Source organism: Arthrobacter sp. PvP103, from assembly GCF_017833075.1.
Classification (GTDB): domain Bacteria; phylum Actinomycetota; class Actinomycetes; order Actinomycetales; family Micrococcaceae; genus Arthrobacter.
The window spans coordinates 4,219,640-4,235,099 of record NZ_JAFIBQ010000001.1 but is presented as its reverse complement, the minus strand read 5'-3'; the positions used below and the strand labels follow the sequence as shown (position 1 = coordinate 4,235,099).

Genomic DNA, 15,460 nt, shown 5'->3' with positions numbered 1-15,460 from the left:
CGTGGCGCGCAAGCAGGTTTCCCAGGGAACGCCGGCAACAGCAGCACTCGCTGCTGCCGGCGTTCCCTTCGTGCTGCATCCGTACAGCCACGACCCCTCGGCTGCCAGCTATGGCATGGAAGCCGCCGAAGTTTTGGGCGTGGATCCCGCCAGGGTCTTCAAGACGCTGATGGTGGACGTGGACGGCCGGCTCGCGGTGGGGATAGTTCCCGTGCACGGAAACCTCGACCTGAAGGCAATTGCCGCTGCCCTGGGCGGCAAGAAGGCCGCCATGGCGGATCCGGCCACCGCCCAGCGGAGGACCGGGTACGTCCTGGGCGGAATATCACCGCTGGGGCAGCGCCAGCCCTCCCCCACTGTCCTGGATGACAGCGCCCTGGGGCAGGAGAGCATCCTGGTGTCCGGCGGCCGGCGCGGCCTGGACATCGAACTGCACCCGGACCACCTGGTGAAGCTGACCGGCGCCATTACCGCCCGCATCGGAACCGGGCCGAAAGCTACTCCGGACCGTTAACGTCGGGCCGGGCGGGGTCGGGGCCCCGGGTGCGGGCGCCGGGATTGGCGCGCGGCGCCAGCTGCCGGCGGAGCCAGGCGGTGACCAAGCCTTCCCAGCGCTCCGGATCGACATTCCATTCCTTGGTGTGCCGGGCTGTCTGGAAGGTCTCGAAGGTGACCATCTCAGGGTTCTTCTCTGCGATGCCGGCAGAGGGTCCGTAGGGTACATATTCGTCGTCGACGCTGTGCAGGATCAGCGTGGGCGTTCTGAGTTCCACGGCGCGGGAGACCCAGTCCATCGATTTCAGGTCCACCGGTGCCGCCAGCCCGGTCAGGCGCCTGCCCAGCGGGTGGCCCATCATCAGCTGTCCGTAGCGTCCCACGGCAGAGGGGATCCGGTTCAGCTGCGCATGGTGCGCCAGCACGTTCACCCAGTCCACCACCGGAGCGTCAAGCACCATGGCCCGGATCAGGTTGTGGTGCCGTGAAAGGTCCGCCGTCTGCAGGCAGATCGCCCCGCCCATGGACCAGCCGAACAGCACCACTTCCCTGGCGCCGCTGGCTATGGCAAAACTGATGGCTGCCTCGACGTCGCGCCATTCGGTGGAACCGAGGCCGTACCGCCCGTCGGGGGCCGAGGGCGCCAGCCCGTCGTTGCGGTAGGAGATCACCAGGCTGGTCAGGCCGAGCTCCCGGGCCGGGCGCAGGGCGCGCAGGCACTCCTGCCGGCTGGCGCCGCGGCCGTGGACCATGATGGCCCAGACGTCCGACGGTGCCGCCGCGCGCACCAGCCAGGCGGGCGCAGTCCCTCCCTCGACGTCGACTTCCACGTCCTCGGCCGACAGCCCGATGGACGCGGCATCCGGATAGGCGGCGCCGCTCCAGTAGCCACGGCGGGCCGTGGTGAGATCGCCGGCATAGACGGCCTCGACCTCGCGCAGCACGGTGCGTTCCGCAGGTGAGTAGGAAACGATCCTGCCGATCCGGGCGTGCCCGCGGCCGCCGTCGAAGAAGAAGCCGTACACGCCTTCCACGGTGGCGTCGTCGGTGGCGGCAAGGATGACCTGGAGGCCGTCCCCGGCACGGATAACGGCCAGCACCTCCTGGTTCTCGTCCCGGACCCGCACCGGCGTTATGACGCGGCGGGCGAAATAGAGGGCAAGGGCAGAGGATCCGGCGCCCAGCAGACCCGCAGCCGCACCTCCCGCGATGACTCCGCCCACGGCCCACTTCGCGCTGGAAGACATGCCGTCGCCGGCGGCGGTTCGGACCCTGTCCAGGGCAGGGGGCGGATTCGCTGGGGTGGCCGGGCGCAGCCCCGGGATGGATGCCATGGATCCATTCTTACTGCTGGCGGCCCTCGGGACATATTCGGGCACGCCATCAGCGAAGGGACAGCGTGCGGGAACCCCCGGGCCGGGACTAGGCTGGGGGCATGAGCGATCCAATCGTCATTCTGACAGAAGAGCCGCTGGGTGCGGACGACCGCGTAAACATCGAACGCCTGGTGGACGGGGGTGACGCGCCCCTCGTCGTGCTGGTCCCGGCCAACACGGAACGGCACCTCCTGGTGGACTTCCTCGAAAACCTGTCCCTCCTGGACGTCGCGAAGGCCTTCCGCGAACTGACCTCCCACGCCCCGGATCCTGCAACCGAGCGCGCTGCCGCCGCGGAAACCCTTGCGGTATCGCTCAACGCACTGGCAGGAATCGGCGGCGGAATCACCGGCGAGGTGGTGGACGGCGGTGCCGTGCAGGGACTGGTGGCCAAGGTCAAGGAAGTCGGTGCCGGCCAGGCCGTCGTCATCACGCGCCCGCACGCCATTGCCGACACGCTCCACACCGACTGGGCCAACAAGGCCCAGGACCAGCTGGGGCTGCCGGTGCTACACCTGTACGCCGGCTCGGGATTTATCGGGGACTCCTGAGCGTTGTTGAATCCATGAGCATCTTTAGCAACAAGCCGAAAGTATCGCCCGTCCAGGTCCAGCCGGAGGCCGCCGCTGCGGAACATGCCACTCCGCGGGTTGAAAAGACCGACGAGGAATGGCGGCAGGAGCTGACGCCGGAGGAGTACCGGGTGCTCCGTCAGGCTGGCACCGAGCGGCCCTACACCGGCGAGTACTGGGACACCCACACCGCCGGTGTCTACAAATGCCGCGCCTGCGGTACGGAACTGTTCACCAGCAATGAAAAGTTCGATTCGCATTGCGGTTGGCCCTCGTTCTGGGCACCGCTGGCGGACGGCACCGTCCGCTACATCCATGACCGCACCATGGGCATGGACCGCGTGGAGGTCCGCTGCGCGAGCTGCGATTCGCACCTGGGCCACGTTTTCGAGGGCGAAGGCTACGGCACGCCCACTGACCAGCGCTTCTGCATCAACTCCGTCTCCCTGACGCTGGTTAAGGCGGACGACGCCAGGTAGATGAGCGGCAGCCCTGCGCCCGCTAGGGCTGGGGCAGGGCTGCTGAAGCAGTTGCACAAGTCTTTCTTATGCTCAGGCTGATTTTGCATTAGCAGATCTGTTTGCTTGCTACGCTCGCCGTAGAAGCTCCAAGCAACCAGAAAGGCGATCGCCGCGATGACTACGACCGCTCTCACCGCCCCTGCCCGGCTCACCGAAAACCACCCGGAGTGGCTGCGTCTGAAGGCCGCTGCCACGGCACTCCAGGCGCTCCAGGTCCAGGACGGGTCCGTCCCGGATACCGCCAACCATGAAGCGGCTGCCGCGCACGTCAGCACCCTCTGCGCGGCTGTGGAAGCACTGGCCCCGGCGTTTCCGCACGACGCCCGGTACCTCGAACTGCTGGTCAGCGACTTCGGCCGGTGGGCCGCCGGCGGCTTCGGCGTGCCGGATTTCCTGGACTCACTGCTGGCCTTCCAGCCGCAGCAGCACCGCATCAACGGGTTGCAGCACCTGGTGGTCTTCCCGATGTACACCCAGAACGGCAGCAGCAGCCGCCTCGTGGAGGCGGTCCTGATCGAGGTCATCTGGCCGGAGTTCATTGCCGGCCTCGAGGACGGCGAGTACTCCAACAAGCTCTTCGTCCCGATCCGGTTCCTTGACTTCACGCCCGGCTACGACACCAACTCCGCGGTGCTGTTCCCGGAAACAGTCGCCGTCCGGGAAACCCCGACGTTCACCTGGGGTGCCATCTTCGCGGACCGGGAAGCAGCCCGTTTCCGCCGCGTCCTCGCAGCCGCGGCCGACATCACCCGGCTGGAGCTCCCGGCAGAGGCGGCGGAATTCCTGGAGAACCAGGAACTCACCCAGGAAACGTTCGTGATGTGGGACCTGATCCATGACCGCACCCACATGCGCGGCGACCTTCCCTTCGATCCGTTCATGATCAAACAGCGCATGCCGTACTTCCTGTACTCACTGGAGGAACTCCGCTGTGACCTGACGGCCTTCCGCGAATCCGTGAAGATCGAAAAGGACGAAGAGGCTGACCCCGAAGCGCGCCGGCACGCCAAGCTTGTTCAATATGCCGTCATCTTCGACCGGATCTTCCGCTTCGCCATCACCGGCAGCCGGGTCCGTAATTACGACGGCCTCGGCGGCCAGTTGCTCTTCGCCTGGATGCACCAGCACCGCGTCCTGCACTGGACCGACAGCAAGCTCAGCATTGACTGGGCCGAGGTCGCCGACGTCGTGGTGGAGCTCGGCGCCAGGATCGAGGAGCTGTACTGGCGCTCCATCGACCGCCCGAAAATGGCCCACTGGCTGGCCGCGTACGAACTGATCTCCGGGACCGTCACCCCGAACCCGGCGTCAGTCTGGGCCAAGGGCCCGGGCGCGCTGCCGCTGGCCGGACCGCCGCGCGGCCTCACCGACCAGGTGCTCGACGACGAATTCCCCCTGTCCATGTTCTACGAAGCACTTGAGAAGAAGATGCGTCCTGTCATCGAGTCCACTGCCGGCATCACCGGATCATCAGACACCGGCAGCGGCGCCGCCGGCGACACGCGGGCCCTGAACGCCGGATGAGTGGCGGACACCCCCTGAACGTGGTGGTCACCGGCGGCAGCGGTCCGGCCGGGATCGCCACCGCACGAGCGCTGCGCGAAGCCGGCCATACTGTCTTTTTGGTCGGTTCGGACGGTCCCCGGATCGAGGCTGCCGCCGCGGAAGCGGGCGACGGCGTCACTCCCCTGGCCTGCGACCTCGCCAGCCTGCCCGACGTCCGGGCGCTGCACGCCACCATCTCCGGCACCGCCGGAAGGGTGGACGGCGTCATCCACCTGGTGGGCGGCTGGCGGGGCGCCAAGGGCATCACGGACCAGAGCGACGAGGACTGGGATTTCCTGGAGCGGTCAGCCGTCACCACACTGCGGAACGTTACGCGGGTGTTCTACGACGACCTCGCGGCCTCGGAAACCGGCCGTTTCGCCATGGTGACCTCCGCTGCTGCTGGAACCCCGACGGCGGCGGGCGCAAGCTACGTTGCGGCAAAGGCTGCCGCCGAAGCATGGACCCTTGCGGTTGCCCAGGGCTTCAGCGGGGGGACGCACAGCGCCGCGGTCATCTTCGTGGTGAAGGGACTCGTGGATGATGCGATGCGCGAACGGTCCCCGTCCCGCAACTTCCCCGGCTTTACCGATGTTACCGACCTGGCCGCTGCCGCCGTCGGACTTTTCACCGCTCCCGCAGCGGAACTGAACGGCCGGCGGCTGGTCCTTAGCCGATAGCGGCGCACATCCCTAGACTGAAAGCGTGACCAAAGCGATGACAACCACAGTTGAAACTGCCCCTGCCGCCACCGCGGGCCGGCTCCATGACCCTGCCGTGCGGGGTTTCGCCTCCGACAACTATTCGGGCGTCCACCCGGAAGTCCTGGCGGCACTGGCAGCCGCCAACGAGGGCCACCAGGTCTCCTACGGCGAAGACGACTACACGGCACGGCTGCAGGTCCTCCTGGAGGAGCACTTCGGCGCGGGCATCGAGTGCTTCCCCGTCTTCAACGGAACGGGGGCCAACGTCCTCTCGCTCCAGTCCCTGCTCCCCCGCTGGGGCGCCGTCATCTGCGCTTCGACGGCGCACATCAACATGGATGAAAACGGCGCCCCCGAGCGGATCGGCGGCATCAAGCTGCTCCAGGTCCCCACCACCGACGGCAAGCTCACTCCTGAGCTGATCGACAGGGAGGCCTGGGGCTGGGGCGACGAGCACCGGGCCCAGCCCCTGGCCGTGTCCATCACCCAGACCACCGAACTGGGCACCTGCTACACGCCCGAGGAGGTGCGCGCCATAGCCGACCACGTCCATGCGAAGGGCATGAAGCTCCACATGGACGGTGCCCGGCTGGCCAACGCCGCAGCCCACCTCGACGTGCCGCTGCGGACGTTCACCCGCGACGCCGGAGTGGACATCCTCTCCTTCGGCGGCACCAAGAACGGGCTGCTGTTCGGCGAGGTGGTGGTGGCGCTGAACCCCGGCGCCGCACAGGGGTTGGTCTACCTCCGCAAGATGAACATGCAGCTGGCTTCCAAAATGAGGTTCATGTCCGCCCAGTTCATCGCCCTGCTTGAGGGCGACCTGTGGCTGCGCTCGGCCAGGCACGCCAACGCGATGGCTGCCCGGCTGCGTGCCGCAGTCGACGGGATCGACGGCGTGGAACCCACCCAGAAGACGGAATCCAACGGAGTGTTCGCCATCCTGCCGGAAGGCGTTGCGGACCGGCTGCGGGAATCCTTCCGCTTCTACGATTGGAACGAAGCCGCCCGGGAAGTCCGCTGGATGTGCTCGTTCGACACGAGCGAAGAGGACGTCGAGTCGTTCGTCGCCGCCATCAAGCGGGAGCTGGCGGCCGGTTGACCGAGGCGGCCGGGGCGGCGAGCCTGCCGGGATCGGCGCCACATTTTGCGTAACCTGCGAATGTGAACGAACTCGCCCAGGTTCCCGCGGAGTTCCTTGCCGCTTTGGGATCCCTTCGAAAAGCACGGTGCCGCAGTGAGCTGCATCTGGACGAGATCCCCGCGCCCTCGCGGCTGGCGCCCTTTGCAGTGGCCCTCGGAGCAGAGGTCATCGGTCCGGTCCCGGGGCCGGCCCCCGCCGCCGTGCACGGGCCGGTTTCCGCCGCCCTGGTCCGCGCTACGGGAAGCAATGACGACGATGCTGAGGAACTCGCCACCGGCAGGTTCATCCTGCTCTACGATCCAGACGGCTCGGCTGTTTGGGACGGGGAGTTCCGGATCGTCACCTACATCCGCGCCCAGCTGGAGGCTGAGATGGGCAACGACGAAATGCTCGGCTCGGTGGCCTGGACCTGGCTGGTCGAGGCGCTGGAAAACCACGGGGCCCCCTACCGTGCGGCGGGCGGAACAGCCACCAGGATCCTGTCCGAAAGCTTCGGCACCCTCGCCGACCGGCCGGGTTCCATCGACATCGAACTGCGGGCGTCGTGGACCCCCGAGGGGCCGGATATCCGGTCGCACCTGGAGGCGTGGTCGGACATGGTCTGCACGTTCGCCGGACTCCCTCCGCTGCCGGAGGGTGTCACCGCCCTGCCCCGCAGGCGGCGCAACTGACCATGGCTGGCTACGGCGGGGCGCCCTCCAGCGCGATGTCGGTAAACTGAAGGCATCATGACCCCTCAAAATCCGGAACACACCACAGCCGGCGTCCCGGCTGCTGACATTACTCCCCACATCACGGTGGAAGGCTTTGACAGCCTGGTCCCCGAGGTCATCGACCTCGACTCCCCCCGCGACGGAGTACCGCTAGTCATTGAAACTCCCGCGGGGCTGGAACGCTGCGCCGCCGCGATAGCCGCCGGAACGGGGCCGGCCGGGGTGGACGCGGAACGGGCGTCGGGCTTCCGTTACGGGCAACGGGCCTTCCTGGTCCAGATCCGCCGCGAGGGCTCGGGCACGTGGCTCATCGATCCTGAACCCTTCGGTGACCTGCAGATCATCAACGACGCGCTGGAAGGCGTCGAGTGGATCCTGCACGCAGCGAGCCAGGACCTTCCGTGCCTGTCGGAACTGGGCATGTGGCCGGACAAACTGTTCGATACCGAGCTCGCAGCGCGGCTCGCGGGGCTGCCTAGGGTGGGCCTGGCAGCAGTCATCGAGCAACTGCTCGGGTTCGGCCTCGCGAAGGAACATTCCGCCGCCGACTGGTCCACCCGCCCGCTCCCTGAACCATGGCTGCGGTACGCGGCCCTGGACGTAGAAGTCCTCACGGAGCTGCGCGAAGAACTCATCGAGCTGCTCCAGGGCGACGGGAAGCTGGAATACGCCGAGCAGGAGTTCGCCGCCATCCTCGCGGCCGGCCTCGCCCCTCCCCGCGTGGACCCCTGGCGCAAGACCTCCGGACTGCACCAGATCAGGGACCGCCGCCAGCTGGCTGCGGTCCGCGAACTGTGGCTGGAACGGGATTCCCTGGCCCGCAAGCGCGACGTTGCCCCGGGCCGGCTCATCCCAGATTCAGCCCTTGTGGCGGCCGCGAAGGCCATGCCCTCCACCGTGCCGCAGCTGCTGGGCACCAAGGGGTTCCACGGCCGGGCCGCACAGCGCGAGGCTCCGCGCTGGCTGCGGTGCATCGCAACGGCCAGGACAATGGAGGAGCTGCCGCCGCTGCACCTGCCGACCAACGCGCCGCCGCCGCCGCGGGTCTGGGCGGACAGGGACCCGGCTGCGGCCGAACGCCTGGCTACTGCCCGGCCCCTCCTGCAGGACAAGGCCGACGAACTGAACCTGCCTGTCGAAAACCTGCTCACGCCCGATTTCCTGCGTCGGGTGGCCTGGCGTCCGCCCGCCGAGCTCAGCGAAGAAGGGATCGCCGAGGAGCTCGGTGAACTCGGTGCCCGGCCGTGGCAGATCGAACTGACGGCTCCCCTGATTACTGCCGCGTTCCTCAATCCGCAGCCCCTGCCGCCTAAGGAACCCAAGGAACCCAAGGCCGCTCCCGGCACCGGAAGCTAGGCTTCCCGGACCTCCCCGCCTGGTGCCGGCGGCCCCCGGGCAAACAGTCCGCCGGGGTCCTTGCCAGCTAAGTTACTCACGAGTAACATTGAGATCAATGCCGCCCGGACCGCCGCTGCCATAGGCGTGCGTCCGGCACCCATGTCTCGATGAGGAGTATCACGTGAGCCAAGCCCACAGCGGAAAAGACAGCAGCGGAGCAAATAGCAGCAGAATCCCCCGCGCCGTCCGCGATGTCGTCTTTGTGGACGGAGTCCGCACCCCGTTCGGGCGCGCGGGCGAGAAGGGCATCTACGCCGGGACCCGTGCTGATGACCTTGTGGTCAAGTGCATCCGCGAACTGATGCGCCGCAACCCCTCACTCCCCGCGGACCGCATCGATGAGGTGGCCGTCGCCGCCACTACGCAAACCGGCGACCAGGGGCTTACCATCGGCCGCACGGCGGCCCTGCTGGCCGGACTCCCCCGCACCGTGCCGGGATTCGCCGTGGACCGCATGTGCGCCGGTGCAATGACCGCAGTGACCACCACTGCCAGCGGCATTGCCTTCGGCGCCTACGACGTCGTCATCGCCGGCGGGGTGGAGCACATGGGCAACCACCCGATGGGCGAGAGGGCCGATCCCAATCCGCGCTTTATGTCCGAGCGCCTGGTGGATCCCGCCGCGCTGAACATGGGAAATACCGCGGAAAACCTGCACGACCGTTTTCCGGCCATCACCAAGGACCGCACGGATGCCTACGCGGTGGCGTCCCAGGACAAGCTGGCAGCTGCCTACGGAAAAGGCCAGATCCAGCCGGACCTGGTGCCGGTGGCCACGATGAAGCCGGGACAGGGCTGGACGGTCAACACTGTTGATGAGCCGCCCCGGCCGGGAACTTCGCTCGAGGACCTCGCCTCGCTGCGCACGCCCTTCCGCCCCCACGGCCGGGTAACTGCCGGCAACGCCGCCGGGTTGAACGACGGCGCGACGGCGGCGCTGCTGGCCTCGGCGGATGCCGCCGCCGAGCTTGGACTGCCGGTGAAGATGCGCCTGGTCAGCTATGCCTTCGCCGGGGTGGAACCCGAAGTCATGGGGATCGGTCCGGTCCCTGCCACCGAGAAGGCACTGAAGAACGCAGGCCTCGGCATCGCGGACATCGGGCTGTTCGAGATCAACGAGGCGTTCGCCGTCCAGGTGCTGAGCTTCCTGGACCATTTCGGTATTTCCGACGACGATCCCCGCGTCAACCGCTATGGCGGCGCGATCGCCGTCGGGCATCCCCTGGCTTCGTCCGGAGTACGCCTGATGAACCAGCTGGCGCGCCAGTTCGAAGAGGACCCCTCGGTCCGCTACGGCATGACCACCATGTGCATCGGCCTGGGCATGGGCGCCACCGTCATCTGGGAAAACCCGCGTCACTCGGAATACACAGACAACAGCGGCGTCCCTTCACCAGCGGACGATGCCGCCGCAGAATCTTCCACCACCGAGACTGAAGGAGCCGCAGCATGAGCGCCGCAGATTTCCGTAAGCTTGCCGATCTTTTCCCCGACGAGACGGTCACGCATTCGTATGTGCAGGACATCCAGCTGCCGGCATCCGGCGGCAGGCCCAGCCCGGGAACCTTCGCGCTGATCACCCTGGACAACGGACTGGACCACTCCAAGCCCACCACGCTGGGCCCGAACACCCTCGTGGAGCTGGGGACGGTCCTCGAGGGCCTCAAGGACCGTGCCGCCCGCGGCGAGATCGTGGGCGTCGGCGTCACCGGGAAGCCTTATTACCTGGTGGCCGGCGCGGACCTGTCCGCCGTCAAGTCCCTCAACAACCGTGACCACGGCCTCTGGATGGCCCAGCTGGGCCATGACGTCTATGCCACGCTGGCCAACCTGGGAGTGCCCAGCTTCGCCTTCATCAACGGTGTGGCCCTGGGCGGCGGGCTGGAGATCGCCCTGCAGTCCACCTACCGCACGGTGTCCACCGGCGCCGGCGCATTGGCACTTCCCGAAGCCTTCCTCGGCCTGGTGCCCGGCTGGGGAGGCGTATACATCCTGCCGCGGCTGATCGGACCCGAAAACGCGGTCAAGGTGATGATCGAGAATCCGCTCAGCAACAACCGGACGCTCTCCGGTCCGCAGGCCTTCAGCCTGGGAATTGCCGACGCCATCTTCGAACCCGCGGACTTCGTGGAACAGTCCCTGGCCTGGGCCGCAGGCGTCATCTCGGGTGAGGCAGCCCCGGAACGGCCCAACGCCGTCGAGCCTTCCGACCCGGCCGTTGCCGAACGCTGGGCGGCGGCCGTTGCCGCCGGACGCGGGTTCGTGGAGTCCAAGACGTCCAACGCGTCGCCGGCGCCGGCAAAGGTGCTGGACATCATGGAGGCCAACAGGACCATGAGCCAGTCTGACTCGGCGGAGCTCGAGTGCGAGACCCTGTCCGGCCTCATGCAGACTGACGAGTTCCGCTCCACGGTCTACGCCTTCCTGGACCTCGTGCAGAAGCGCTCCAAGCGTCCGGCGGGTGCACCTGACCGCAAACTGGCCCGGCCGGTGACCAAGGTAGGCGTGGTGGGCGCAGGCCTGATGGCCAGCCAGCTTGCCCTGCTCTTCGCCCGGCAGCTCAAGGTCCCCGTCGTGATGACTGACATCGACCAGGCCCGCGTGGACAAAGGCGTGGGCTATGTCCACGCTGAAGTGGACAAAATGCTGGCTAAGAAGCGGATCAGTGCCGACGCCGCCAACCGCACCAAGGCGCTGGTCACCGGATCGGTTTCCAAGGATGCATTTGCCGATGCGGACTTCGTCATCGAGGCCGTGTTCGAGGAACTGAACGTCAAAAAGCAGGTGTTCGCGGAGGTGGAAGCGATTGTCTCCCCCGAGTGCATCCTCGCCACCAACACGTCCTCGTTGTCCGTCACCGCGATGGCTGCGGACCTGGCCCACCCGGAACGCCTGGTGGGATTCCACTTCTTCAACCCGGTGGCCGTGATGCCGCTGCTGGAGATAGTCCGCGCCCCCAAGACCGACGACGCCGTGCTGGCCACCGCGTTTGAGCTCGCCAAGGGCCTGAAGAAGACCGCAGTGCTGGTCAAGGATGCAGCGGCGTTCGTAGTCAACCGCATACTGCTGCGCCTGATGGGCGAAGTGACCGCCGCGTTCGACGAGGGGACTCCGGCCGAGGTGGCGGACAATGCGCTGCGCCCGATGGGGCTGCCCATGACTCCGTTCACGCTTGGCGCGATGGTGGGCCTGCCGGTGGCGCAGCACGTCCAGGAATCCCTGCACGCCGCGTTTGGAGACCGCTTCACCGTTTCCCAGAACCTGCAGAAGCTGATCGACAACGGCGTGACATCCATATGGGCGCCGGACAGGGGACCGGACGGCAAGCCGTTCATTCCGGCGGAAACCCTGGCGCTGCTGTCCTTCGGCACGTCCCCCTCGACGGGTGAGGAAGTCCTGCGCCGGACGCAGGATGCGCTGGCCGAGGAAATCGGACTCATGCTGGAAGAGGGCGTGGTGGCCGGACCGGAAGACATCGACCTCTGCATGATCCTCGGGGCAGGGTGGCCGATGTTCCTCGGCGGCATCACCCCGTACCTGGACCGGGTGGGAGCCTCCGAGCGCGTCAACGGCAAGCGGTTCCTGGCTCCGGGTGTCGCCTCCGCGGCGGCCGCGGCCTAGCGACAGGCTCCGCTGTCAGCCGGCGCCGCCGCCCGCACCACTCCGGTGCGGGCGGCGGCGCTGCTGTGTTTAGCGGCGGTCACAGTTCCCGCAGCGTGCCGTTCCTGAGGTCCAGGATGCGGTGGGCCGTGGCACGGGCATAGTCGAGCTCGTGCGTGACCATTACGACGGCGGCGCCCCGCTTCGCAGCGGCGCACATGGCTTCATCGAGGCGTTCGAGGCCGTGCCGGTCCAGCCCCACGGTCGGTTCGTCCAGTGCCAGGAGCCGCGGCTCCCGGGCGAGCACCGTGGCGAGGGCCAGGAGCCGCTGGCGGGAGGACGGCAGCTCATACGGATGGATATGAAGCTGATCACCGAGCCCGACTGCCGCCAGGGCAGCCCGTGCCTTCGTGTCCGCCGCCGCCCCGAACGTGCGGTCCAGGCCAAAAAGCACTTCGCGCAGGACGGTCCGCTCGAAGAGCTGGTCCCGCGGATGCTGGAACAGCAGGCCCACCAGGTCTGCGACCCTTCCCGTGGGAATGCCGGCGATGTCATTGCCCTGGATCCGGACGGAGCCCAGGTCCGGTCGAAGTAGTCCGTTGAAATGCCGGAGCAGGGTGGACTTGCCGGCACCGTTCGGGCCCGTCACCGCCACGATCTCACCTGCCGTTACAGCGAGGCTTAACCCGCCCAGCACACCCTGCAGCGTTTCCCGGGTTCCTCGGCGTGCCCGGCGTCCGGCCGGATAGCCGAACGTGACACTCTCCAGGTCCAGGACAGCAGCAGGGGCGTCTGCCCCACCGGGACGGCAGCTTGCCGCGGCCGGGAGCGGACCAGCGGCCGGGAGGCGCGGGCCGGAACGGAAGCCCGCCAGCGCGGGAACGACGACGCCGGATCGCAGCAGCGCGGGGCCGCCCGCCAGCTCGCCGGGCGTGCCCCGCGCGGTGACGGTGCCGCCGTCGAGCACGAGCCAGTGCCCCGCTGAGAAGGCAAGCTCATCTGCGGCCTGGCTCAGGACGATGACGGCGGTGCCGGAGTCCAGGAGGCCGCGGACCAGCGCGCGGACCGACGCCGCACCGGCGTTGTCCAGTGAGCCGAACGGTTCATCGAGGACCAGCACACCGGGGCGTGTAATGGCGGAACAGGCTACAGCCAGCCGCCGCAGTTCGCCGCCGGAGAGGGTGGCGGGATCGCGTTCCAGCAGGGCCGTCAGGCCCGCTGCGTCGGCGGCACGTGCCACTTCAGCGCGCATGAGCTGCCTGTCCATCCCCCGGTTTTCCAGGCCAAACGCCAGTTCCTCGGCAACCGTGGACGCCACGGTGGACAGCAGGGCCGCGGCATCCTGTGGAACGAAGCCCACCTGCTCCGACCAAAGCGCGGGATTGATACGGGGATCGTCCGCGCCGCCGTGGAAGTAGAGGGGCCCGCTGTCCCCCGCCGCCCCGCGGGACGCTGCCGGCAGGTGCAGGCTGCCCGTGAAGCGGCCTGAGTTCCCGCCGGACAGCCAGCCGGCCAACAGCCTGCCAAGCGTCGACTTCCCGCTTCCGGACCCGCCCAACACGGCGGTGAGCGTGCCGGGCCCCGCGGCCACCGCGAAGTCGTGGAGAACGGGCCGGTCCTCACCGTGGTAGCTGAATGCCTCAATTCTGGCTTCCAACAGCGCAGCTGCCGTCATCCGGGGACTCCCCCGAACGGCTTGACTGCCAACCACTTGACGGCGAACCACCCGATGTCGATCGCCTGGACATCCGGCCAATGGCCGGAGATCCGCAGCACCACCAGGATCAGGGCCAGCAGCAGGGCCACGGCCCGGAATCCACGCTGGCCGGCAGTATCCGGCACCTCCCGGTAGCTGGTGCGCGCCCTGCCGCCGTTGAAGCCCCGCGAATCAAGCGCCTGCGCCCGCTCCCCGGCATCCTGGATGAGCGACAGGACCAGCGGCACCATCTGCAGCCGTGCCGCCGCCAGCCGCGGCAAGGGGCCGCCGCCGAGCACCAGTCCCCGGGACTCCTGGGCCTGCCGGATCCGCGCCAGCCTGCCGGTGATGGCCGGCGCCAGCGTCAGGGTGGACGCCAGGACGAAGCCGAGCTGCGCAGGCACACGGCGCGCTGACATCACCGCCACCAGGTCCGGCACCCGCACCGTGAACGAAAAGAGCAGGAATACCATGACGTAGGCGGCCGTCCGCATACCCATGTCCAGCGCGAAACCTAGACCCTCAGCAGTAACCCGTGCGACGCCCCACTCAGCCAGCACTGTCTTACCTTCCGGGAAGAACAGCCCGTGCATGATCAGCAGCGACAGCCAAAAGGGCGCCAGGATCACTGCGGCGGCGGGCGCCATCCGCCCTGCAACCCCGGCCCGCGCCGCCAGCAAGGCGCTGCCAAGGGCCACGGCAAGGGAAACCGCCCAACTGGACACCGCCGTCGTGATGGCCGCGGCCGATACGGCCGCTGCCAATGCGGTCAGGGGGTGGAGTGCTGACGGGGCGTTCGGCACGGCGGGTTTACTCGACGGGGCAGGCACGGAATCAGGCGTCCGGAGTTCCCTGCTTCTTGCCGCCCAGCACGTTGAAGCGCCGCACAAAAGCGAACTGCAGCGCGGTCCGGCGCGGCAGGGCGTACACCAGCAGCGCGACTACTGCGAAGACAATGGCCTTGTCCATGGGATCCGAAATCAGTGCCTGCTTGGTAATGGCGGACAGGAGCGTATCGCCCATGGCCCGGAAGGCGCTGACAATGGCGCCGGTACCAACGCCGGAGGTGCCGCCGAAAACAAAAGCCGCAATAGGTGCGGAGACGACGCCGGCCAGGATGCCCGTCACGAAGCCTGCCACCGGGGCCAGGTAGAAGCGTCGGAACAGCCCGTATCGCGCGGCGAGGCCCGCCAGGAAACCGATGAGCGCCGCGCCGGCGGCGAAGGGCAGCACCGTGGGATTGATGAAGGACCAGACAACGCTGCTGAGGGCGCCTGTTGCAGCGCCCGCCGCCGGACCCGCCAGGACGGCGATGAGGACCGTGCCGATCGCGTCGAAGTAGAACGGCAGTCCAGTGGCTCCCATGATCTGGCCAAGGGCGATGTTGAGGACGAGCGCCACGGGGATCAGCACCAGCGTGGAGGTGGGAAGGGTGGGCAGCACGCCCACGATCAGGAGGAGGGCTCCCAGCAGGAAACCGCCCAGGGCCACCAGGGCGGAACCGCTCGCCAGCCCGTTGGTGATGTCCGCGGGCTGCGTCAGGACAAGGAAGATGAAGGTGGCTGCGATGGATGCCGCGCCGAGCGCTTCGAGCAGGCGGCGGCTGCGGGGCGCCGCCTGTCCAGGGGCGTGGAGGGTCCGGGATTGCTGTGACATGGCTGTTCCTTAGGCTGTGGGTTGCGTTCCGCGGGTACAC

Annotated in this window: 14 protein-coding genes; 10 read left to right on the top strand and 4 right to left on the bottom strand. The window is 67.9% G+C overall.

Features of this window, described 5'->3' with window-relative positions:
• The first annotated feature begins 1 nt into the window (after position 1).
• Positions 2 to 514, top strand: coding sequence for a Cys-tRNA(Pro) deacylase (ybaK, locus tag JOE41_RS19305; RefSeq protein ID WP_011691524.1), 513 nt, complete (start codon positions 2 to 4; stop codon positions 512 to 514).
• Here ybaK and JOE41_RS19300 read toward each other — a convergent pair.
• A complete protein-coding gene (locus JOE41_RS19300) occupies positions 498 to 1,829 on the bottom strand; it encodes an alpha/beta hydrolase family protein (RefSeq protein ID WP_374068576.1) in 1,332 nt (443 codons plus the stop codon). The genes ybaK and JOE41_RS19300 overlap by 17 nt on opposite strands.
• Before the next feature lie 101 nt (positions 1,830 to 1,930).
• On the opposite strand from JOE41_RS19300, the gene JOE41_RS19295 reads away from it, so the two are divergent.
• The 9 genes from JOE41_RS19295 (at position 1,931) to JOE41_RS19255 (ending at position 12,089) form a co-directional block, all read left to right on the top strand.
• The gene (locus tag JOE41_RS19295) at positions 1,931 to 2,422 is read left to right on the top strand and encodes a hypothetical protein (protein ID WP_011691522.1); all 492 of its coding nucleotides are present in this window, start codon (positions 1,931 to 1,933) and stop codon (positions 2,420 to 2,422) included.
• A 14-nt stretch (positions 2,423 to 2,436) separates the two neighbouring features.
• Entirely contained in the window at positions 2,437 to 2,922 is a 486-nt protein-coding gene (gene msrB / locus JOE41_RS19290) for a peptide-methionine (R)-S-oxide reductase MsrB (RefSeq protein WP_209753265.1), read from the top strand.
• 156 nt (positions 2,923 to 3,078) lie between these two features.
• Positions 3,079 to 4,488 (top strand): DUF6421 family protein, encoded by a 1,410-nt coding sequence (locus tag JOE41_RS19285; RefSeq protein WP_209753264.1) that lies wholly within the window; start codon positions 3,079 to 3,081, stop codon positions 4,486 to 4,488.
• Positions 4,485 to 5,189, top strand: a complete 705-nt coding sequence (locus JOE41_RS19280) for an SDR family oxidoreductase (RefSeq protein WP_011691519.1) — start codon at positions 4,485 to 4,487, stop codon at positions 5,187 to 5,189. The genes JOE41_RS19285 and JOE41_RS19280 overlap by 4 nt, the downstream gene beginning before the upstream one ends.
• A 37-nt stretch (positions 5,190 to 5,226) precedes the next feature.
• Positions 5,227 to 6,315: a low specificity L-threonine aldolase gene (locus tag JOE41_RS19275; protein ID WP_209753693.1), complete on the top strand. Its 1,089-nt coding sequence runs from the start codon at positions 5,227 to 5,229 to the stop codon at positions 6,313 to 6,315.
• Positions 6,316 to 6,377: 62 nt separating this feature from the next.
• The gene (locus JOE41_RS19270; RefSeq protein ID WP_209753263.1) at positions 6,378 to 7,028 is read left to right on the top strand and encodes a DUF3000 domain-containing protein; all 651 of its coding nucleotides are present in this window, start codon (positions 6,378 to 6,380) and stop codon (positions 7,026 to 7,028) included.
• 57 nt (positions 7,029 to 7,085) lie between these two features.
• Positions 7,086 to 8,426, top strand: coding sequence for an HRDC domain-containing protein (locus JOE41_RS19265; RefSeq protein WP_209753262.1), 1,341 nt, complete (start codon positions 7,086 to 7,088; stop codon positions 8,424 to 8,426).
• Positions 8,427 to 8,589: 163 nt separating this feature from the next.
• A complete protein-coding gene (locus tag JOE41_RS19260) occupies positions 8,590 to 9,921 on the top strand; it encodes an acetyl-CoA C-acyltransferase (protein ID WP_374068575.1) in 1,332 nt (443 codons plus the stop codon).
• Positions 9,918 to 12,089 (top strand): 3-hydroxyacyl-CoA dehydrogenase NAD-binding domain-containing protein, encoded by a 2,172-nt coding sequence (locus JOE41_RS19255; protein ID WP_209753261.1) that lies wholly within the window; start codon positions 9,918 to 9,920, stop codon positions 12,087 to 12,089. Before JOE41_RS19260 ends, JOE41_RS19255 begins: the two co-directional genes overlap by 4 nt.
• A gap of 79 nt (positions 12,090 to 12,168) precedes the next feature.
• Here the strand turns inward: JOE41_RS19255 and JOE41_RS19250 are convergent, their stop codons facing one another.
• The 3 genes from JOE41_RS19250 to JOE41_RS19240 are packed head-to-tail and all read right to left on the bottom strand — an operon-like array spanning position 12,169 to position 15,420.
• The gene (locus JOE41_RS19250; RefSeq protein WP_209753260.1) at positions 12,169 to 13,743 is read right to left on the bottom strand and encodes an ABC transporter ATP-binding protein; all 1,575 of its coding nucleotides are present in this window, start codon (positions 13,741 to 13,743) and stop codon (positions 12,169 to 12,171) included.
• The gene (locus JOE41_RS19245; protein ID WP_209753259.1) at positions 13,740 to 14,567 is read right to left on the bottom strand and encodes an energy-coupling factor transporter transmembrane component T; all 828 of its coding nucleotides are present in this window, start codon (positions 14,565 to 14,567) and stop codon (positions 13,740 to 13,742) included. Before JOE41_RS19245 ends, JOE41_RS19250 begins: the two co-directional genes overlap by 4 nt.
• 31 nt (positions 14,568 to 14,598) lie before the next feature.
• Positions 14,599 to 15,420 (bottom strand): ECF transporter S component, encoded by an 822-nt coding sequence (locus JOE41_RS19240; protein WP_209753258.1) that lies wholly within the window; start codon positions 15,418 to 15,420, stop codon positions 14,599 to 14,601.
• Between the last annotated feature and the right edge of the window lie 40 nt (positions 15,421 to 15,460).

What these genes read in the sequence shown, in the direction of transcription:
- JOE41_RS19285 (WP_209753264.1), top strand. Translation starts at nt 3,079, where the DNA reads ATGACTACGACCGCTCTCACCGCCCCTGCCCGGCTCACCGAAAACCAC.
- JOE41_RS19280 (WP_011691519.1), top strand. Translation starts at nt 4,485, where the DNA reads ATGAGTGGCGGACACCCCCTGAACGTGGTGGTCACCGGCGGCAGCGGT.
- JOE41_RS19300 (WP_374068576.1), bottom strand. Translation starts at nt 1,829, where the DNA reads ATGGCATCCATCCCGGGGCTGCGCCCGGCCACCCCAGCGAATCCGCCC.
- JOE41_RS19240 (WP_209753258.1), bottom strand. Translation starts at nt 15,420, where the DNA reads ATGTCACAGCAATCCCGGACCCTCCACGCCCCTGGACAGGCGGCGCCC.
- JOE41_RS19275 (WP_209753693.1), top strand. Translation starts at nt 5,227, where the DNA reads ATGACAACCACAGTTGAAACTGCCCCTGCCGCCACCGCGGGCCGGCTC.
- JOE41_RS19265 (WP_209753262.1), top strand. Translation starts at nt 7,086, where the DNA reads ATGACCCCTCAAAATCCGGAACACACCACAGCCGGCGTCCCGGCTGCT.
- msrB (WP_209753265.1), top strand. Translation starts at nt 2,437, where the DNA reads ATGAGCATCTTTAGCAACAAGCCGAAAGTATCGCCCGTCCAGGTCCAG.
- JOE41_RS19255 (WP_209753261.1), top strand. Translation starts at nt 9,918, where the DNA reads ATGAGCGCCGCAGATTTCCGTAAGCTTGCCGATCTTTTCCCCGACGAG.
- JOE41_RS19295 (WP_011691522.1), top strand. Translation starts at nt 1,931, where the DNA reads ATGAGCGATCCAATCGTCATTCTGACAGAAGAGCCGCTGGGTGCGGAC.
- JOE41_RS19250 (WP_209753260.1), bottom strand. Translation starts at nt 13,743, where the DNA reads ATGACGGCAGCTGCGCTGTTGGAAGCCAGAATTGAGGCATTCAGCTAC.